The sequence below is a fragment of the Rahnella sp. PCH160 genome, from assembly GCF_047784855.1.
In the GTDB taxonomy this organism is placed as follows: Bacteria; Pseudomonadota; Gammaproteobacteria; order Enterobacterales; family Enterobacteriaceae; genus Rahnella.
The window spans coordinates 2,506,704-2,527,069 of record NZ_JBLOGT010000001.1 but is presented as its reverse complement, the minus strand read 5'-3'; the positions used below and the strand labels follow the sequence as shown (position 1 = coordinate 2,527,069).

The following is a 20,366-nucleotide window of genomic DNA, read 5'->3' as shown; positions in this document are numbered from 1 at the left end:
GCTGGTTCAGGTGGTCAACGTCACCCGGACCAGCATGAGCAGTTTCCTGTAATAGCGAACTATCCTGCCCGCCTTAATCTTTGAGAATTGCATTTGCGCCCGTGGCGTCGCAGCAAGAAGTTCTACCGCCTGCTCCGCTAAAATGGGCTCCCGGCTTTGCGGGTTGATATACGACGGGTAGGCAATCAGCGCCTGATAAACCACATCGTCTAACGTGAGGCTGCGCGTTCTGCGTGAGCAGGTATGTTCATCGTGCGTCAGTCCCCAACCGGCGTAAAACGGCATGCCGTAACACACCACTTTTTTGCCGTGTAACAACGCTTCAAATCCTGACAATGACGTCAGGGTGTGAAGTTCATCAGCCGCCTGAATGCACTGGATAATGTCTGCATCCAGCGCCTGACTGTCTGCCCACCGGCTGACATGTTCAGCAGGAATGTTTCCCTGCCGGTTCCCCACCAGAACATCCGGGTGCGGCTTATAAATAATGTAGGCGTCCGGGTGGCGTTCACGCACTGTGCGCAACAGCTCGCCGTTGGTGCGCAATCCTATCGTCCCGGTCAGGATCGACGCGTCGTCTTCCACCTGCCCCGGCACCAGAATCACGGTCTTTCCGCTGGCTTCGGCTGGTAGCGTAAACGCCGCGCCGAGGTTGTATTTACTGACTTTACTGGCCACCAGTTTCATACGTAGCTGTGCCGCGCGTTGTTGCTGGAAACCGGTCAGGCGGCTCGCGCTGAGCAATGTTTCGAGATCGCTTGGCCGCGTGGCGTCGTAGTAAATACCGGTTTTATCCAGCACCAGAGAAAGCGGCGGATGCAAATCAGAACCCAGCCCGGCCGAACGCAAAAAACCATCTTCCATTCGCCATTGCGGGAGTCTTTTTCTTTGCGCATCAGCGTGCCAGCGGCGTTCGCCTTTGGTGCCCCATACCACGCAGGCGGATTCACCGGCATGACGTTTACTGAAATTCACTTTGTTCGTTTTGGTCCGCAGGAATGGCGCCAGAATGCTGCGCTTCCAGAGCGTCAGGCCGGGCGACCACAAGCGCCCTGCCCGCTGCTGGTGATGCTGACGCTGCATCAGCAACCAGTTCAGCACGTCAAACAGTGTTCCCGCCTGACCGTTTACCGGGTTGAGGTATCTGCTGTAACGCAAACAGGCCGCCCCGAATAAATCCTCTATGCAGGCATTACCGCGTCGCGCGTGGAGTTCGGTCGCAAGCGCATGACGGTCATCCGTCAAACCCCAGCCTGCGTACCATGGCTGACCAAACACGCTGACCGGCTTACCGGCGATCAGCGCTTCAAAACCGTAATTCGACGTCACCACATACACTCGGCTGACGCGTTGCAATAACGACTGCGGGCTGACGTCCTGCGCAATCAGTTTTAAGCGCGGATCCTGTTTCGCCTGCTCCCCAAGCTGTGTGAAGTAACCGGCTTTTTTCCCGGATAACACGTCAGGATGCACCTTCACCCAAATCTCAGACTGCGGATTCTCAGCCAGCGCCGCGTGCAGCATGTTGCCGAACTGCTCTTTTCCGGCGTTGCCGTACACCACGGCCATATCGCCAAAGGTCTGATCGACCACCAGCACCGCGCCCTGTTCCGGTTGCGTCAGCGTACATACCGGTGCCTGGTTATATTTCGACAGGTCGCCGTCGACGATCATCTGCATCGCCTGACGGGCATCGTCGTGCAGCAAGCGGTTCTCTTCGTGCTGATGGATCAGCGTTTCCAGCGTGCCCGGCTTCGAGGCGTCGTAATACATGCTCTGCGTGTCCAGCACCATGGACAGCGGCGGACACCCTGAAACACCCAGTCCGAGAGAGCGGATAAAACCGTCCTCAAGGCGCAGTACCGGCAGGCCAGATTTTTCGGCCAGCGCGATGGCTTTTGCGCCCGTTGGCCGGTAGCCCCAAACGGCGATCCGCGTGATGTCTTCCGGCACCGGCCGCAGCAATGAAAGCTTGCGGCACGGTTCACCCAGAAACTGTTCAAGATGCGGGATGCGCTGAATGCCCGCAGAAAAGATCCCGATCATTAAATTGTCAGCACCACTTTCGCGGCAACGGCCAGCTGATACAGGATCGTCGAGATACCGCGCGTGACTTCGATGTTCTTCGATTCGTACTTCGGCAGAACCATCAGCTCGTCGCCCGGTTGCAGTGTTTTCACGTCTTCCGCGTTAATGGCTTCGCCGTTTTGTTTAATCAGGATGACTTTCGAGTTACCCGATTTCTGCGTGAAGCCACCGACTTTCCCGATGTAATCTTCCGGGCTCAGGCCTTTCTGCCAGCTCACCGCATTCGGGAACAGCACTTCGCCGTGGATCATGACCAGCGAGGTTTTTTCAGGAATGTTAATCACGTCGCCGTCTTCCAGAATCACCTGGTTCAGGTTGTCTTCGTTCAGCACCACTTCGCCTTTCGGCACCACCTGACGCGCTTTATTGACGAAGCGGCTGACCAGCTGCGCTTCCTGCGCACGCAGACGCCCTTCTTCCTGCGTGGAAGATTGGGCAGAAAGCGACGCCTCTTCGAGTTTCTGTAACGTCAGATCCAGCATCTCTTTCTGGCGGATCGCCACAGAACGGCGGTACAGCTGGATGGCATTAATCTGCGACATGGAGTTGGTGCGGATTTTCGGCAACAGCTGGCTCATGGTCGCGCCATACGGCAACACCACGGCGTGTTCACCAGAATGCGCGCCTTCGATGCGCACCTGAATGGTTCCGGCGTAACGGTCAGAGCTGATGATCAGCTTATCGCCATCCTGCAATGAACGGCCCGGCGCAGAGCTCAGCGGATAATATTCGCTGCGTTTCATGGTGCCCTGCTGGCGGATAATGGTCATGTGCGTCGCGCCCGGTTTCGGACGTGCCCAGCTCAGGGCTTCGCTGACAGGAATGGTGCTGTCGCGGAATTCAAAGTCGTAGCTGTTGAAGACGTCGCCTTCCACGCTGAACGTGTGCTGACGTGGTCCGACAACGATGGTGTCGCCGTCAGAGAATTGCGAAAGACGCAAATCGCCGTTCAGCAGGAAATCGTAGAGGTTGATCCGTGAACGCACGCGGTCGTTGTGTTTCACCACGATATCGACATAGCTGCCGCGTTCGGTGTCAACGCCGCCCGCTTTGCTCAGATAGGAGAGTAAAGAGTCAGACGCCACGCCGCCGTATAAACCGGGATTGGTCACGTAACCGGTCACGAATACTTTTACCGGCTGCGCCTGTAACAGCGAGGCGTAGACGTTCACGTTTGCCTGATAAACCTGTTTCACTTTGGTGGTGATCACGCTGTTGAGCTGGCTGTTAGAAATACCGGCGACTTTCAACGGGCCGACATTCGGCAGGAAGATATTCCCTTTCGGATCAACCGTCAGCGCGCCATCAAAGTTGAACGCGCCCCAGAGGCGGATCTGCACCTGATCACCTAACCCGACAATATAGTTCGGGTTAAAACCAATGCTCGCCGCGTTATCCGCCGCCGCACCGCCGGTAAATAACTGCGCACCAAACATGCGGCTCATCACCGATGGCGTTGCCGGCCGTGGCGTATCATCAAACCCGGTATCCGAAGATGTTTGCTGCGTCTGGCCGGTCAAAAATGTCGGCAACGGTGCCGCGCCGGTCATGTTCGGATCGGCATTAATCCCCACGGCATTTGCCTGGGTCAGCTGGCAGGCCAGCAAAATCAAAACGGACTTCAATAATTTCATAACAAGCTCTGTGTACGATTCTTCAGGCGAAAAGGGCAGCGGAACAAACTGCATTAATCTTTGTGGTCATCGATGACCGCCAGCAATAATTTGATGGTGCCGAACAGCAGGCAGCAGACCAGCAGCCAGCTGGCAATCATGTAAGGCACATTCGGGAAGCTGGATTCCTGCGGCAGTTGCGGCGAGCTGATCACCGAAAGCACTTTCAGTTTGCGGGCGGCTTCAACACGGGTCTTTTCAATCGACGTCAGCGTGAGCTTGTACAGGTCGGTGTCGAACTGAACTTTTGCCTTAATTTCTTCGAAATCAACAGCCATGCTGTTCAGCTGCCGGCCATCCGGTGCGGTGATTTTGCTTTTTTCCTGGTCAATCTGTTTGCCCAGCGACGTAATCGCATTTTGCGCACTGATGACCTGCGGCGCATCTTCGCGCAGGTAGGTCAGCAAGTTGCGTAACTCGGCTTCCATCTGGATTTTCTGCCCGACCATCGTATTCACCAGCGAGGTGGCGGCTACGGCCTGAGCTTCAGGATCAAGGATGTTGTTCTGGTTCTGATAGGCCAGTAATTGCGTTTTGCTGACGTTCAGACGCGCACGCGCGTCGATCATTTCCTTCTCGGCAAACGCCTGCTGGTCACGCGCAATCTTGTGGGAAATTTCGTTAATGAAACGTTCAGATTCTTTCAGCACCGCATTGTTAAACTGTTTGGCGAACTCAGGGGAGAAGCCCTGCGTGCCGATGGTTAACAGACCGGTTTTATCGTCATAGGTGACGGAAATACGGTCGCGGTAATAGTTGAGAAACCGCTCGCGGGTTGCGTCTTTTGGCAGGTGATAGAAGAAGTCCAGACCGCTTTTTGCAAAGGCAGAATGGAAGTCGAGTTGCTTATCGAGCGCCATCATCATGTCAGGCGAGTTAATGTATTCTTTTAAATACATGGCATCCTGAGCGGTGCTCGGATTTGCCGCGCCCAGCAATAAGCCGACATTCAGGCTTGAGCCACTGATGTCGTTTGAGCTTTTAATTGCGACCGTCGATTCGCTGAGATAGCGCGGGTGGCTGAAAATCACCAGATAGATAATCAGCAACGCCATCGGCAGACCAACAACAATTTTGCCCAAATTGCGGCTCAGCGTAGCCATACTAAAATGCGGAGATCGACGAACCCGGGCAATATGTTCCCCGGGCCAGGCAGACTTCATTTTTTCAATAAACATTTATTATCATCATGACAAATAGCACGTTTTTAGCCCCGTGCTTTATTAAAAGTCCCGTGAACCGGCCTTGTTTCCCCTGCGGAATATTCACGGTGCGTAATTATTTCAAATATTATTTAATCGAAAATACGGACCAGACCGGCCACGTTTTTCTCTTCATTCGTCACCAGCAATACGGAAACGCGGTGTTTCTGCATCAGCGTTTCAGCATCGGTAATCATCATGTCCGCCGGTAATGTCAGCGGCGAACGGGTCATCATATCTGCGGCGCAGGCGCTGTCGAGCTGGTCATTTTTTTCCATATAACGGCGTAAATCGCCGTCAGTAATAATGCCGACCAGTTGCTGCTGTGCATTATTAACGGCCACCATGCCCTGACACCCGCAGGTAATCGCCGAAATCACCTGACGGAACAACGTGTTTTCCTGAATGGTCGGCACATTCGTCTGCATGACATCCGAAACGCGGGTCAGCAACCGGCGGCCCAAAGAACCACCCGGGTGATAACGCGCAAAATCTGTCGGCAGGAATTTACGCTGGTGGATCAGCGCGACGGCCAGCGCATCGCCAATCGCCATCGTCAGCGTGGTGGATGTCGTCGGCGCCAGATTGTTCGGGCAGCTTTCGCTTTCCATCATCAGCTCAAGCGTGACGTCAGCATGTTTTGCCAGCGTCGAGGTGCTGTTATTGGTAATCGCAATAATGCGGTTACCAAACTGACGTAAAGAAGGAATGAGCTTGAGAATTTCGTCCGTTTCGCCGCTGGCGGAAATCAGGATCAGCAGGTCATACGGTGTGATCATCCCCAGATCGCCATGAAAGGCTTCTGCGGGGTGAATAAAGAAACTTGGGGTGCCTGTTGAGGCCAGAGTCGCAGAAATTTTGCGCCCGACATGGCCTGACTTACCCATGCCAGAAAGAATGACGTGACCTTTGCATTCCATAATCAGTTTTAATGCTTTCTGATACTGGACGCTGTCAAGCTGAGAAGAAAGGCGTTGCAACGCATCAGCATGCTCAGAAAGTGTGCTACGAACCGACTCGATCAGACCCGGCTGTAAAGATGCACCTGCCGCCCCGCCAATTACCTGATTATCTGCCACTTTAATACCCTGCCTGGGATTAAACTCACTCTCTGACTACAATAAAGAGTGGGTACTTATAATGGTTAGCCGATCAAGCAAATGTGTCCTGATGAATTCCATTTCTTAGTCTGGCCAGTTGCAGCTGCCGTGCAGCAGAAGGGAATTGAATGAGGAGTTAGCGCAAAACGGACTGAATAAGGTGCCCATTGAGAGAATACCCGTCACACGTGCGCACATATTCACACGAACAATTGATAACTGAAATGCATTCATTCAATTCATGCGTTTTTTTAACATATGACACGAAATAACACAAATCTTATCAGAAAACTCTTAGTCATTCTGGGACTATAATTGAGTCATGTTGTGCAAAACCTAATAAATTAACTTATTGTTAAATAAGAAATATAAATTAGTGCGCGAGGGTTTCATCTGAAAAAGACGTTTCAGATTATTACTGAGATTACTTTCCATTAAATCTGATAAACACTCCGGAGGTCACCATGGCAAGCGGATGGGCGAAAGACGGCGCCGTTCAGGATCAAATTGACTCGACAATTAATGATGCAGTTGACCGTGCGCGTCAGTCGCTCGGGCACGGTGAAAGCGCGCACTTTTGCCAGGAATGCGGAGAACCTATTCCGGAAGCTCGCCGGCAAGCGCTTCAGGGCGTTCAGTATTGCGTAAATTGTCAGGCTGAGCTGGATAAAAAGCAGCAGGATCACGCCGGATATAATCGTCGGGGAAGCAAAGACAGCCAGCTGCGCTAGATTTTTTTCGTATGACCCGTTGCACCAGATTGGTTCAACATATCTCATTTTTTCCTCTACTTTTCCCCTTCCCTGCTTTACATCTGCTTCAATATTGAGCACTCGTTTTACTGCCGTTTTGAAAAAGTTAGAGCGAGTTATCATTTACGCGGTGCAATTGTTAATTAATGATTGTTTAAAATACAACATCTGGTTAATGATGACGCGATGCACCATGAGAGAACATTGCAAGATGTAACAATGCACCACCATCGTGCATTTCCGGATTAATCCGCAGCTTGAACGGTTCAGCAAGACGATAAGCCATTGAATTTAAATACAGATGAATTGTGGCATGAATTTTGCAGTTAAGCGTCGTAACATAAGGTCGTCCCCATAATATGTACAAAGGAAATTCCATCGATGAAGTCACTCTTAAAAGTTTCCCTGGCCGCGCTGACCCTGGCCTTTGCCGTTAGCTCACACGCAGCAGAAAAAAAATTGATCGTAGCTACCGACACTGCGTTTGTACCGTTTGAATTCAAACAAGGCGACAAGTATGTCGGCTTCGATATCGACCTGTGGGACGCGGTCGCGAAAGAGATGAAAGTCTCTTATGAACTGAAACCAATGGATTTCGGCGGCATCATCCCGGCTCTGCAAACTCACAACATCGATCTGGCGCTGGCGGGTATCACCATCACGCCTGAGCGCAAAAAAGCGATCGACTTCTCTGACGGCTATTACAACAGCGGCCTGATGGTGATGGTCAAGAGCAACAATGACGCCGTCAAAAGTGTTAACGACCTGAAAGGCAAAGTGGTTGCTGTGAAAAGCGGCACCAGCTCCGTTGACTACATGAAAGCCAACGTGCAGACCAAAGATCTGCGTCAGTTCCCGAACATCGACAGCGCTTACATGGAACTGGGTACAGGCCGTGCTGATGCTGTGATGCACGACACCCCGAACATTCTGTACTTCATCAAAACTGCCGGTAAAGGCCAGTTCAAAGCCGTCGGTGATTCACTGGCCGGCCAGCAATACGGTATCGCCTTCCCGCAAGGCAGTGACCTGCGCGTGAAAGCCAACGCAGCGCTGAAAACCATCAAAGAGAATGGTACTTACGCGGCAATCTACAAAAAATGGTTCGACACTGAACCTAAATAAGTTTTTTGTTCATTTAAGTCGTTCCTCTTTGTAGAAATCTGACTTGATAAGAAGCGCCTGACGGAGAATCTTCCGGTCAGGCGCAGTTTGTTGTTTTACCAGGAGATTATCCATGCAGTTTGACTGGAGCGTAATTTGGCCCGCTCTGCCTATCCTGCTCGAAGGCGCCAAGATGACATTGTGGATTTCGGTCCTCGGTCTGGTTGGCGGTCTGATTATTGGTGTGATTGCGGGTTTTGCCCGCGCGTTTGGTGGCTGGTTTAGCAGCAACATCGCACTGGTCTTTATCGAGCTGATTCGCGGTACGCCTATTGTCGTACAGGTAATGTTCATTTATTTCGCACTGCCGATGATGGTTCCCGATCTGCGTATCGACCCTTTCAGCGCGGCGGTGGTGACGATCATGATCAACTCAGGTGCCTACATCGCTGAAATTACGCGCGGTGCCGTATTGTCTATCCATAACGGTTTCCGCGAAGCGGGCCTGGCGCTGGGTCTGTCGCGTCGTGCGACCCTGCGTTACATCATCATGCCGCTGGCGTTGCGCCGCATGCTGCCACCGCTGGGCAACCAGTGGATTGTGAGTATCAAAGATACCTCACTGTTTATCGTCATCGGTGTCGCCGAGCTGACCCGTCAGGGCCAGGAAATCATCGCCGGTAACTTCCGCGCCATGGAAATCTGGAGTGCGGTTGCCGTTATCTATCTGATCATCACGCTGGCTCTGAGCTTTGTTCTGCGCCGCTTAGAACGCAAACTGAAAATTATATGATTGAATTTAAGAACGTCTCAAAACACTTTGGTAAAACCCAGGTGCTCCACGACATCGATCTGAACATTTCTCAGGGTGAAGTCGTGGTGATTATCGGGCCATCCGGTTCCGGTAAATCCACTTTGCTGCGTTGCATCAACAAGCTGGAAGAAATCACGTCCGGCGAGCTGATTGTCGATGGCCTGAAAGTGAACGATCCGAAAGTGGACGAACGTCTGATCCGCCAGGAAGCCGGTATGGTGTTCCAGCAGTTCTATCTGTTCCCGCACATGACCGCACTGGAAAACGTGGCTTTTGGCCCGATCCGCGTTCGTGGTGCGTCGAAGGATGAAGCCAATAAGCTGGCGAAGGAGTTGCTGGCGAAAGTGGGCCTGTCGGAACGTGCGCATCACTATCCGTCTGAGCTTTCCGGCGGACAGCAGCAGCGCGTGGCGATTGCCCGTGCGCTGGCGGTAAAACCTAAACTGATGCTGTTTGATGAGCCGACCTCTGCGCTGGATCCGGAACTGCGTCATGAAGTGCTGACCGTCATGAAGCAGCTGGCCGAAGAAGGCATGACGATGGTTATCGTGACGCACGAAGTCGGCTTCGCCGAGAAAGTGGCATCACGTTTAATCTTCATCGATAAAGGGTGTATTGCGGAAGACGGTAAACCGGCGGATCTGGTGAATAACCCACCGAGTGAGCGTCTGCGCGAGTTCCTGCAACACGTTTCCTGATTTGCAGGGAGGCCGCCTGCAAATTGGCGGCTTTAAAGCCTTCAATCGAGAATATTTCGGTTTCTCAATAGCGGTGATCGCTTAACTCGCTGCGCCGAAACCGACCAAAGGAGGGAAGTGCTTTCCCTCCTTTGGATTCCTCCCCGCTTTTTCAACAAGCGCTTCGCTTGCTGGCTATGTTTCAGAAACTCTCCTTATTGCCGCGAAAACTTGCCGCTCCGCGGTACCTTCGTTTCGGTCTTCGAGCCTCACGTCTCGAAACACTCACTCAGCAAATTTTCTGAAAGCGGCCACTAGCTATGTAATTCGAAAGATTAATGCGGTTAATTCACTGAATTCGAATAAAAAAAAATTATCCGGTTTGCTCCTCCCCCGCGAAGGAGGCGGAGTAAAAGCACCTGTACGTATCTTCCGAAGTACAGAGTCATTGGCCGCTTTCAAAACGACGTCGAATGAACGGTGAGAAACGGCGAGAGTCTTTTTTCGAGCTGGTTTGAACCTGAAATGAGAGCACCGCGCAGCGGCGGCGTTTGCGGCACTAGCCGGAGTTCCTGAAACATAGCCTGCCAGCGATAGCGCGCAGTAAAAAAGCGAGGAGAGTGCAGAGAGGAAAAGCACTTTCCTCTCTGCTCGGTTTTGGCACCACCCGCTGAGCGATCACCGCCCTTGAAAAACCGAAACTTTCACCTGACGGGTATCGGCCGCTTTAGGTGCCACCCGAAGGTTTTAACACCGCCTGATGCCCCGTATGGCATCAAAAAATTAATGCCTCGTTTGCCCCTGTTCACCGGCGATAGTCGAAAACTCCGCCATCATCCGGACCAGATCCTGCATCCCCAGATTCACCTGGTTAATCACATCTCCCGCATTGCGGCTCAGCGCGACACCACCGCCTGCACGGTTAACGCAATTACCCATGCCATCTATTGCCGCCATCACGCCGTCGCGGATGTTTTGAGTCAGCTGGTCAATTTCCACGGCGGCTTTCCGGGACTGATCCGCCAGCGAACGCACTTCACCGGCGACCACGGCAAATCCCCTGCCCTGTTCGCCCGCGTGCGCGGCTTCGATGGTGGCGTTAATCGCCAGTAAATTTGTCTGCGACGAAATGCGTCGGATGGTATCCACCATCTCGCCAATCCGTTCAGAAGTTTGCCCGAGCTGGCCGATGATGTCAGAGGTGCGGCGTGCCAGCGCCTCAACCTCCTGCATATCTTCCACGGCTTTCTGGACGATGGTGACCCCTTCCGCCGCCGTTTTGTCCGTGGTCAGCGACAGCTCATGGACGTGCGTCATCATACTTTCCTGCTGACGCTGCTGAGCCATCTGGCTGGTAATGTCCTGTGCGATTTTGACGATTTTCAGCACGTTGCCATCATCGTCCATTACCGGGTTATAGCTGGCTTCCAGCCAGATTGCTTGCCCGCGGCCGTTCATCCGTTCGAAACGCCCGAGGATAAATTCGCCGTTACGCAGGCGCTGCCAGTGATTTCTGTATTCATGGGAATCGCCGAACTTTGGCAGACAAAACATGGCGTGGGGATGGCCTTTAATTTGTTGCAGAGAATAACCCATAACTTTCAAAAAGTTATTATTTGCAGAGATTACATGGCCGTCAGGCGTAAAGGTAATGAGTGCCATTGAACGTTCAAGCGCTTGTAAAACACCCTGATGCTCGTGCGATTCTGTAATTCTCTCAGAGACATCACTGGCAATTTTAATTATTTCAGTCACTTTACCTTGTTTATTTTTGACCGGGACATACGTGGCTTCGAGCCAGATTAAGTTTCCGTTTTTGTGCACACGTTTAATATTCCCGCTGACAGACTTTCCCTGCCGTAAACCTTCCCAATGCAAACGATAGGCGTCACTGGTCACGAACTCCGGCGTGCAGAAAATCCGGTGTGGCTGGCCGACGACTTCCTGCCTGCTGTAGCCCATGCCTTTAAGGAACAGGTCATTGACCTCAAGCACCACGCCATCTGGCGTGAAAACAATCATCGGAACAGCGTCCTGAAGCGCTGCAAATTTATCACGCCATGCCGTACTAAACTGATGAGAAAATAATTGCATAGGACAGACACCCTGTGGCTGATAACGTGAATTAATGCGTGGTCGCAATAATTTAAAAAAGACACACGTGCTAATACCTGTGGGTTATTCGTCAAACGACTTATAACTCTCAGAACATTAGTCTGACCCCTGGGCGGGTTTTAGGAAGGTTTGCTGAAACTGAACAAAACGCGATGAAAAATAAATCACGCGCTAAATCATTACTACGATAATTAATCAACTTTCTTATAGTGAATTAAGCATAATTTAATCCAATGAAAAAGAAAGGTCGGGCAGGAATATTTTTTTCCAGCCTGTATATCGTCAGAATAACAGGCTGGAATAACGTTATTTACAACGTAATCAAACTGACCAGCGTTTGATTGCCCAACTTTTTTGCTGGGATGGCGTCAGGAAAGTCCAGGCGACGAAGCGGCTGATTTTGTTCCCCTGCGTCATCTCGATGGTGCGGATATCTGTCACACCCTCTTCGTTGAGCGCGTCATACAGTAGCGGAAGTGTTGTTTTTTTAGACACCAGCACCGTGTACCAGAAACAGTTCTGTGCTTTACCGGCGCTTTCTTCCGCCATGCGCACGACGAAAGCCTCTTCGCCCCCTTCGCACCACAGTTCATTGTGCTGACCACCGAAGTTCAGTTCCGCGTTGCCTGTGCGGCGATCCAGCCCCAGATTCTGACGTTTACGCTGGCTGCCCGAAGCGGCATCGGCAGCCGACGCATGAAACGGCGGGTTGCACAGCACGGCATCGTAACGTTCATCGTTGCGAATAATGGTGTCGAGAATGCGCGGCGGTTTCGCCTGCAAACGGAAACGGACCTGATTGGTCAGCTGCGGGTTAGTCGCGACAATTTTCTTCGCAGCAGCCATCGAAACCGGGTCAATCTCACTGGCGGTAAAACGCCAGCCGTATTCACGCAGACCGATAATCGGATAAATACAGTTCGCGCCCACGCCAATATCCAGCACAGAAATGTCTTTACCCTGCGGGATATTGCCGTTGTTGCTGCTGGCCAGCAAATCGGCCAGATGGTGAACATAATCGGCACGTCCCGGAATGGGCGGGCAAAGATAATCCGCCGGAATATCCCAGTTTTCAATCTGATAGCAGTCACGCAGCAAAGCACGGTTCAGGGCTTTCACGGCCTGATGATTGGCGAAATCAACAGACAAATCGCCCCATTTATTCTCGGTGACAAACGGTGCCAGTTCCGGGCTGCTGGCAATCAGGGCCGGGAAATCATAGCGGGTGCGATGACGATTTCGCGGGTGAAGACCGCTTTTTTCCTGAGGGAAGACTTTCTTTTTTTCCACCTGATTGACTCTCCGAAAGGTGTGCGCGACGCATAAAACATGCGATGTGGCGTTGATATTCATGAATGGCGCACAAGATAACACAAACCGGAGCAGCCTGCCGCGCGCATCCGGGCACATAAAAACGTTCAGCACCAGATTAAAACGGGTAATGTACGAATCAGAGTTTTAATCAATCTTTTAACTGAGGAATATCATGAGCGTTGATGATCGTTATTACTACGAACCTGCAAGCGGTCACGGCCTGCCGCATGACCCGCTAAACGCCATTGTCGGCCCGCGTCCGATTGGCTGGATCTCCTCGCGCAATGCCGCCGGTCAGCGAAATCTGGCGCCTTACAGTTTCTTCAATTGTTTCAATTATCGTCCTCCGATCATTGGTTTCGCCAGCAGCGGCTGGAAAGACAGCGTGGCAAATATCGTCGAAACCGGTGAGTTTGTCTGGAATCTGACCACGCGCCCGCTGGCGGTCAGAATGAATGAAAGCTCCGCCACGCTGGAGCGCGGTGAAGACGAATTTGCGTTTGCCGGCCTGACGCCTCAGCCGGGCAGGATTGTGGCGGCGGATCGCGTCCTGGAAAGCCCGGTAAACTTTGAATGCAAACTGACGCAATGCATCCAGCTGGAAACCGCCGCAGGCGGCAAAATTGATACCTGGCTGGTGCTGGGCGAAGTGGTGGCCGTGCACATCGCGCCGCATCTGCTGGTTGACGGCGTTTATCAGACCGCCCTCGCCGAGCCGGTTTTGCGCGCCGGTGGCCCTTCTGCTTACTACGGTATTTCCGAAGATTTGCGTTTTGATCTTACGCGCCCCGACGCCCGCAAATAATCACTGATTAACGCCACAAAAAAACCGCCACCGGTTCAGCGCCGGATGGCGGTTTTTTTACGTTATGAGGAGGTTATTTCGACCCGTAATTCTGATCTACAAAATCCGCGAAATCCTGACACATTGCATCATCGCCGTCGGCGCTGTCCGCCAGAATACGTTTCCCGTCTACCACACGGATATGCACGTTGAGATCGAAATCCGCTTCCGGCTGTTCGCGCTCAGATGCACCTGCAATTGTGCGCTGCGCATCTTCCCACGCGGCATCCACCGTCTGATTACACGCCTGTGCCAGATAATCCGGGTTAAAGCCTTCACCGGTCAGGCTGCGCAAGGTATCGTCGTGGCTGACGCTGTTCCCCGGCGTCCAGTAATGCGTCGCCAGATCCGGGCCAATCGCTGGGTTATCGGTCAGATAGCCGTCACGTTTGAGGAAGAACGCGCGCGTTTGTTCAACGGCCATCAGCGCCAGCAGGTAGCCCTGATAAGAACAGGCGGATTCCATCGACAATAAATGCGGGATCGCCAGCGTCGGACGCGGGCTGCCGGTCACACCGAGAATATGCGTTTCGACGTCACGCGCCAGCGCAATCATGGCTTCCGGCGTGCGTTTTTCATCCGGCCACTGATAAAGCTGCCATTCGAAATACGGCACCAGAAGAATGTGCCGCTCATTGAAAGACCGCATCGGCTGGCGGGCTTCGATACTGGCGTGGATCAGTTCGTCCGGCACCGGCTCTCCGGCGGAGTTTTTCGCATAACGTTTCAGCCAGTCCGCATCTTCCAGCAGGCTGTCGCAGAACATCGACTGCGTTTCGGCGTAAGCCATCGACGTCGGCGGGAATTCCTGTGAGAAGCATGGCGCATTCTGGCGGATATTGGCAAAGTGCGCCGCGTGGCCGCCTTCGTGGAACAGCGTATTCAGCCCGCTCGCACCGCTGCCGATCTGATCCGGCTTTGCCAGACTGGTAAAGTTAATTACCGCAGGGATCCATATGCCGTTGTCATAAAAAGGCGGTACCGGCCCGTGCATAAAACCATTCTCGTATTTGCCTTCGCGTACCAGCAAATCCAGCTGCATTTCGGCGCCGTTGAAACCGATGTTCAGGCGCTTAAAGCTGTCAATCCAGCGACGCAGGGAATCGGCAAACGGGAAATACGGATCCAGCTGACGGGTCACGTCACCAGCGCTGGCGAAGCGGATGTTCCACGGCAGCAATGCGGCGTCACCTTCACGGGCAACCAGCTCATTCAGGCTGCGCGTGTTGCTCTCTCGCGTCTGCTCTTCGAACCGGTCGAGGATGGCGAATAACTGTTCCGGCGACATGCGCTCGGTTTTATTCACTTTGTAATCAAAGTAATTGCGATAGCCGAGCTGACGCGCAAAGCGGTTACGCAGGCTTACCAGTTGCGGCAAACCGTTATGCAGCAGCCACTCTTCCAGCTCACGCAAAGCGTTTTGCGAACTGCGGCGGTACGCTTCATTTTCGTTGTTCACCTGATTGGTCAGCAGCTCGCCCAGCGAAGCATTCACGCGCTCGCCTTTGCTGTTGATGTGCGTCATGCGGTACTGCTTACGTTTACCAAACAGAACGGATTCCGCCTGAATGATTTCATCGAGCAGCGCCAGCGCTTCAGGGTCTTCGATAACGTTGCAGTCAAAGAAACTCAGCCAGCCGCGCAGGCCATGCAGCAGCGCATCACGTTCTTCATCCGGCGTTTGTTTTTCGAGACGTGCGACGACCTCACGCAGCTGCGCAGGACGGGCTGGTTCGGAGATAAAGCGTTTATAAGCCGTTTCGGCAGCGGAGAAAGCACGGGAGACATTTTCATCGCCGGTGCCCATATAGTTTTGCCAGAACAGGTTTTCTTTGTTCCGGTGGACGTCGAGGTAGTCGTGATTGAGGGCGTTAAAATAGTCCTGAGCCTGTTTCATGTAATCTTCTCTGCTGAATGTTAACGAGATTTTACATTGAGTGTATGTTCACACAGCGATTCTGTCGATATGGCAAAACCGCTGAATGAAGGCAGGCTTCAGAATTTGAGATTAGTTTTTCTTAACGAACTCAGATTTGAGTTTCATCTGTCCAAAACCGTCAATTTTGCAGTCGATATTGTGGTCGCCTTCGACCAGACGGATGCCTTTCACTTTGGTGCCGATCTTCAGCATGGAAGAGCTGCCTTTCACTTTCAGGTCTTTGATTACCGTGACGGAATCCCCGTCCGCCAGCAGATTGCCGTTGGCATCGACGACCTTCAGCGTATCGTCATCACCCGCCGCATCACCGGCCAGCGCCCAGACATGTCCACATTCGGGGCAATTAAGCATTTCACCGTCCTGCCAGGTGAATTCAGATTTGCATGTCGGGCAACTTGGTAACGTTTCCATAACTAAAACCTCAGGTTATGCTTTTAAAAAAGCCATTAAAATCATGAAATAAATTTCACACATACCCTATTTTAGCTTTTAACCACACATTTGAACAGGGTAAGAGGAGTTTCCGGGTATTAAACCGAATACCCTGTTCGGTTTTTGGCGCTTACAGCGGAACGAGAAAATTTCGGTTTTCTTGCTTGCGGCACGCTTTCTAAGAACGAGTAAATTTCGGTTTCTCAATGGCGGTGATCACTTAACGTGCTGCGCCGAAACCGACCAAAGAGGCCCAGGACGGGGCCTCTTTGGAATCTCCGCGTCTTTCTAACTGCGCGCTACCGCTCGCTGGCTATGTTTCAGACACAATAGTGATTGCCGCGAAAACTTGCCGCTACGCGGTTCCCTTACTCGGTTTCGAGCCATTGGTCTCGAAACACTTCGCTCGGCAAGCGTTCTGAAAGCGGCCAAAAGATTTTAGGTCAAAAACTAAATAAGCATGGTTTTTAACCTTTTATTCTAAGGCGGTGAGGTTGTGAATTAGAAAGTTATTGGCCGCTTTCAAAAATCACGCTGAAAGGAGAGGTGGAAAACCGCGTATCTTTTCGCGCGGTTTGTAATCCGACTGGAAGGAACCGCGCAGCGGCGGGATTTTGCGGCAATAGCCGGTGTGGCTGGAACATAGCCAGCCAGCGATAGCGCGCAGTTTAAGAGTCCGGGATTCTCAAGGGGCGCGGCGACAGGCGCTCCTTGAGGCCGGTTTGGGTGGCAACCCAAGGTTTTGACCTGAGCTGAGCGATCACCGCGCATGAAAAACCCAAACTTTCTCGGTCAGTATGAACCGCATTGATGCCCGGTCTGGCATCATCAAAACACCTGTTCTATGATCATCAGCGCTTCCACTAAATCCCCCGACACGCCAGTGCCAACAAGGCAACACGCCAGCTGAGTCAGGATCGCCTGCGGGATATCACGCTCGCCGTTCAGGCATCCCTGAATAAACGCCACCGTCGCTGCGACGTCCTTTGAAGCCGGAATATCGGCATCCGTAAATTCCTGCTTTTCTGCCAGAACGCTTTGGTCGCCACCGGCGATAAAGTGCGTCTGCGGGAAGCGTTGCGGGTTAGCGTACACTTCGCCTTCGGTGCCTTGCGTCAGCAGACCACGGCCATCGATCTGGCGGAAAAATGAGGAAACACGCTGCACATATTCCGGGTGAGAAACGCTGGATAAGCGCAGTGAATCCTGCCCGATAAATGGCGTAATGAGTTTTGCCAGCGTATGGCTGCTGTTTCGCACGCCCATCTGCCAGCGCAGAGCCAGCTGTTTTTCAATGGGCGGACACAGAACGGAAACCGGCACAAACACCGGCGCATTGCCTGCGTCGAGTTGCTGCTGCGCCTGTTCCTGAGACCGGGCGGCTTCGATACCCAGCGCGCGGAAAATCTCGGCGCTGGTGATACGTGTCGGATCTTCGTCTACGCCGTGAACCAGCACCGGCAAACCTAGACGGCTGAGCAAAATCGCCAGCAGCGGCGTGAGATTCGCCTGTTTGCGTGCGCCGTTATAGGTCGGGACCACCACCGGAAGCGGACGATTCTCCGGTGCCTGAAGGCGCATCACGCACTCTTCCATCGCGCTATAAAAACCGAGCATTTCTTCCTCGGCTTCGCCTTTGATGCGGAACGCAATCAGCAACGCGCCAAGTTGTAAATCCGGTACGTCACCGGCGAGGATTTCACGATACAGCGCGTGCGACTGCTCCCGGTCCAGATCACGGGCATGGTTTTTACCGCGTCCGACTTCTTTGATGAGTTTGGTGTAATCCATCGTACCGTTACCTTATCAGTTCAACTGCTTATTCAGGGTAAACAAGACTCTGCGAGAAAAATCACCGGCGGCGCGTACGGCGACGAGCGGGCTCTTTTTTCGCAGTTTTAAGGAGATCCGGACGTTTCACCGACCCCGGCGCGGGCATTTCAGGTTGTTCAATCGGGAACACCGGTAATGCGGCCAGCAGGCGCGAACCGTAGCTTTTGGTCAGCAGACGCCGGTCATAAATCACGATTTCGCCAGTGCATTCATGGCTGCGGATCAAGCGTCCGACCTGCTGGATCAGGTTAAAAGACGCGCTCGGCAGACTTTGCACTTCAAACGGGTAGCGCTTCAGCGTTTTCAACCATTCGCCTTCCGTCAGGATCACCGGGCTGTCCACCGGCGGGAACGCAATTTTATGAATATGCACCTGCGTCAGCAATTCGCCTTTCAGATCCAGCCCTTCGGCAAAAGATTGCAGGCCAATCAGCACGCTGGGGGTGCCTGCGGTGACGCGTTTGCGGTGTTCCTCGACCAGACGATAGCGCGGCTGATCGCCCTGCACCAGCAGCATCAGGCGCAGATCCGGCAGCAGTGAGACGAATTGTTGCAAGGCGCGGTTGCTGGCGAACAACACAAGCTGACCGGTATGCTTCCCTTTCGCCAGTTCCGTGCGAAAGAAATCCGCCATTTCCTGCAAATGCGCCGCTTCGTTCGCCAGAATTGGCTCAAGCGTCATTTGCGGGATCACCAGTTTACCTTGCGTCACGTGGTTAAACGGCGAATCCAGGCTGACAAAACGGTCGCCCGCTTTTTCGCTCAGCCCGCTCATTTCCTGAATACGCGAGAAAGTGTTAAGCGAACGCAGCGTCGCGGAGGTAACGACGACGTGCGGCACTTTGCGCCACAGCATTTTCTCCAGCTGTTCGCTCACGCGGATACCCGCGCAGTGAAATACCAGATGCGTCTGGTTATCAAAATACTTGCGAGTCACCCATTTGCCGATCGGCGCATTCGACGCTTTATCCAGCGCCGCCAGCCGCCACAGCTTGCTCATGGTTTCGAGATAACCCTGCATGCGGCTCATGTGCAAGATTGCCCGATGCAGACGCATGATGTCATGCTTGCCCGTTTTTTCGCTCAGATCGTTCACCATGAATTCCGCCAGACTGCGCAGCCCGTCGGTCAGCTTAAACAGGCGGCTGCATTGTTCGGTCAGCTCCGGCGGCAACGTCCCCAGCTCAAAACGGTACTCCGCTTCCGGTTCGTCCGCCGGTAAATACTGGCTCACCGATTGTTCAATCAGCAGCAGCAGTTCACGCATCTCCGCGCAGTGGTTTTGCAGGCGCTCGGGATTGGTCAGCGGTGGCGGATTTTTCGGGGTGAACAGCGCCAGACATTGTTCAATCTGACGCACAAAATTGTCCAGTTGCAGGTGATTCCAGACGGCGGTGATTTCCGCCTCCACTTCCAGCGCATCGCGCGCCACTTCCGGCAGATGGTGGCCTTCATCGAGCACCAGCAGCAAATCTTTGGCGGGCGGAAGCACGGATTCAGATTCCAGCGCCGCCATCACCAGCGCGTGGTTGGTGACAACCACATCGGCGCTCTCAATCTCTTTACGCGCCACGAAATACGGGCATTCACGAAAATAATGACAGTTACGGCTCAGGCAGTTGGCTTTGTCGGTGCTGATTTTTATCCATAACGGATCGTCGATGGTTTTCTGGTAGTGATCGCGTAAACCGTCCCACTCGTAGCGCGAGAGCGCGGTTTCCAGCGTTTTACACAGTTTCTGTTCTTCACCGCTGGAAGGCGCCAGTTCGTCGCCGAGAAATAACCCCAGATCGCCCTGCGCATTTTCATTGCTCATCGCCGCCAGATTGCGCGGACACACATAACGCCCGCGCCCGAAAGCACCGGTAAATTTCAGGTCGGGAATGATTTTTTTCAGCAGCGGTAAATCTTTACTGAAAATCTGATCCTGCAACGCCACGTTAGCCGTACTGACAATCAGCGGTTTTTCTTCTTCACGACTGACGGCGATGCCGGGAATGAGATAAGACAGTGTTTTCCCGACGCCTGTGGGCGCCTCAATGGCCAGATGCCGTCCAGAATCCCCGGAAAACACTTTCGCCACCTCTGCAATCATCTCGCGTTGCGGAGCACGGGGAATGAAATCCGGGATTTGCTGTTGCAGGGCTTTATACCACTGGCTTATCTGATTTTTTACTGCGGGGGAAAGCGCCATGCATCTCTTTTTTTGTACGTCGGGACAGGAATGTTGGGGCCTATTGTCACACAGACCCGCGTCTGACGCAGCCCGAAATCGCGACGAAATCTACCTTCAAATTGGGCATAAAAAGTGGAGGACTTGTAAAAAAAAGAAAAGTTCATTTCAGATTGTCATAAATTGATCACAAATCTGCGGTAAAAAATCCTCGCTAAGAAAATTCCCCACCAGCACGGAATGAATAGCAAAAGTGATGATTAGCGTCTTTCCACAAGACTTCATATAAAGCTTTCACGAAAAGCT

15 protein-coding genes are annotated in these 20,366 nt (G+C 52.8%); 5 read left to right on the top strand and 10 right to left on the bottom strand.

What is annotated here, in order from left to right; all coding sequences use genetic code 11:
* Positions 1-6 precede the first annotated feature (6 nt).
* From ACM5QY_RS11690 to ACM5QY_RS11675, 4 genes are all read right to left on the bottom strand, one after another.
* Positions 7-2,046 (bottom strand): capsular polysaccharide biosynthesis protein, encoded by a 2,040-nt coding sequence (locus ACM5QY_RS11690; RefSeq protein WP_416120768.1) that lies wholly within the window; start codon positions 2,044-2,046, stop codon positions 7-9.
* Entirely contained in the window at positions 2,046-3,722 is a 1,677-nt protein-coding gene (locus ACM5QY_RS11685; RefSeq protein ID WP_416120767.1) for a polysaccharide biosynthesis/export family protein, read from the bottom strand. Before ACM5QY_RS11685 ends, ACM5QY_RS11690 begins: the two co-directional genes overlap by 1 nt.
* 53 nt (positions 3,723-3,775) lie before the next feature.
* Positions 3,776-4,864 carry a capsule biosynthesis protein gene (locus ACM5QY_RS11680; protein WP_416120766.1) on the bottom strand — a complete coding sequence of 363 codons (1,089 nt, stop codon included), beginning with the start codon at positions 4,862-4,864 and terminating at the stop codon, positions 3,776-3,778.
* A 191-nt stretch (positions 4,865-5,055) separates the two neighbouring features.
* Positions 5,056-6,042 (bottom strand): KpsF/GutQ family sugar-phosphate isomerase, encoded by a 987-nt coding sequence (locus ACM5QY_RS11675; RefSeq protein WP_416120765.1) that lies wholly within the window; start codon positions 6,040-6,042, stop codon positions 5,056-5,058.
* A 485-nt stretch (positions 6,043-6,527) separates the two neighbouring features.
* Here ACM5QY_RS11675 and ACM5QY_RS11670 point away from each other — a divergent pair, with 485 nt between their 5' ends.
* The 4 genes from ACM5QY_RS11670 to glnQ all read left to right on the top strand — a co-directional run bounded on the left by ACM5QY_RS11670 (position 6,528) and on the right by glnQ (position 9,431).
* Complete coding sequence (locus ACM5QY_RS11670) at positions 6,528-6,794, top strand: DksA/TraR family C4-type zinc finger protein (protein WP_416120764.1); 267 nt, start codon at positions 6,528-6,530, stop codon at positions 6,792-6,794.
* 402 nt (positions 6,795-7,196) lie between these two features.
* Positions 7,197-7,940: a glutamine ABC transporter substrate-binding protein GlnH gene (gene glnH / locus ACM5QY_RS11665; protein WP_416120763.1), complete on the top strand. Its 744-nt coding sequence runs from the start codon at positions 7,197-7,199 to the stop codon at positions 7,938-7,940.
* A 112-nt stretch (positions 7,941-8,052) separates the two neighbouring features.
* Positions 8,053-8,712 (top strand): glutamine ABC transporter permease GlnP, encoded by a 660-nt coding sequence (gene glnP / locus ACM5QY_RS11660; RefSeq protein ID WP_152324286.1) that lies wholly within the window; start codon positions 8,053-8,055, stop codon positions 8,710-8,712.
* Entirely contained in the window at positions 8,709-9,431 is a 723-nt protein-coding gene (gene glnQ / locus ACM5QY_RS11655; RefSeq protein ID WP_416120762.1) for a glutamine ABC transporter ATP-binding protein GlnQ, read from the top strand. The genes glnP and glnQ overlap by 4 nt, the downstream gene beginning before the upstream one ends.
* 762 nt (positions 9,432-10,193) lie before the next feature.
* On the opposite strand, the gene ACM5QY_RS11650 is transcribed toward glnQ, so the two are convergent.
* Positions 10,194-11,504 (bottom strand): methyl-accepting chemotaxis protein, encoded by a 1,311-nt coding sequence (locus ACM5QY_RS11650; protein ID WP_416120761.1) that lies wholly within the window; start codon positions 11,502-11,504, stop codon positions 10,194-10,196.
* A gap of 342 nt (positions 11,505-11,846) precedes the next feature.
* Positions 11,847-12,815 (bottom strand): 23S rRNA (adenine(1618)-N(6))-methyltransferase RlmF, encoded by a 969-nt coding sequence (gene rlmF / locus ACM5QY_RS11645; RefSeq protein WP_416120760.1) that lies wholly within the window; start codon positions 12,813-12,815, stop codon positions 11,847-11,849.
* 196 nt (positions 12,816-13,011) lie between these two features.
* Here rlmF and ACM5QY_RS11640 point away from each other — a divergent pair, with 196 nt between their 5' ends.
* Positions 13,012-13,644 carry a flavin reductase family protein gene (locus ACM5QY_RS11640; RefSeq protein WP_416120759.1) on the top strand — a complete coding sequence of 211 codons (633 nt, stop codon included), beginning with the start codon at positions 13,012-13,014 and terminating at the stop codon, positions 13,642-13,644.
* 73 nt (positions 13,645-13,717) lie between these two features.
* Here the strand turns inward: ACM5QY_RS11640 and ACM5QY_RS11635 are convergent, their stop codons facing one another.
* From ACM5QY_RS11635 to dinG, 4 genes are all read right to left on the bottom strand, one after another.
* Positions 13,718-15,580, bottom strand: a complete 1,863-nt coding sequence (locus ACM5QY_RS11635) for a M3 family metallopeptidase (RefSeq protein ID WP_416120758.1) — start codon at positions 15,578-15,580, stop codon at positions 13,718-13,720.
* Between the two features lie 111 nt (positions 15,581-15,691).
* Positions 15,692-16,033: a zinc ribbon domain-containing protein YjdM gene (locus tag ACM5QY_RS11630; protein ID WP_104921359.1), complete on the bottom strand. Its 342-nt coding sequence runs from the start codon at positions 16,031-16,033 to the stop codon at positions 15,692-15,694.
* A gap of 849 nt (positions 16,034-16,882) precedes the next feature.
* Positions 16,883-17,845 (bottom strand): DNA-binding protein YbiB, encoded by a 963-nt coding sequence (gene ybiB, locus ACM5QY_RS11625; protein WP_416120757.1) that lies wholly within the window; start codon positions 17,843-17,845, stop codon positions 16,883-16,885.
* 61 nt (positions 17,846-17,906) lie between these two features.
* A complete protein-coding gene (gene dinG, locus ACM5QY_RS11620) occupies positions 17,907-20,081 on the bottom strand; it encodes an ATP-dependent DNA helicase DinG (protein WP_416120756.1) in 2,175 nt (724 codons plus the stop codon).
* Positions 20,082-20,366 lie beyond the last annotated feature (285 nt).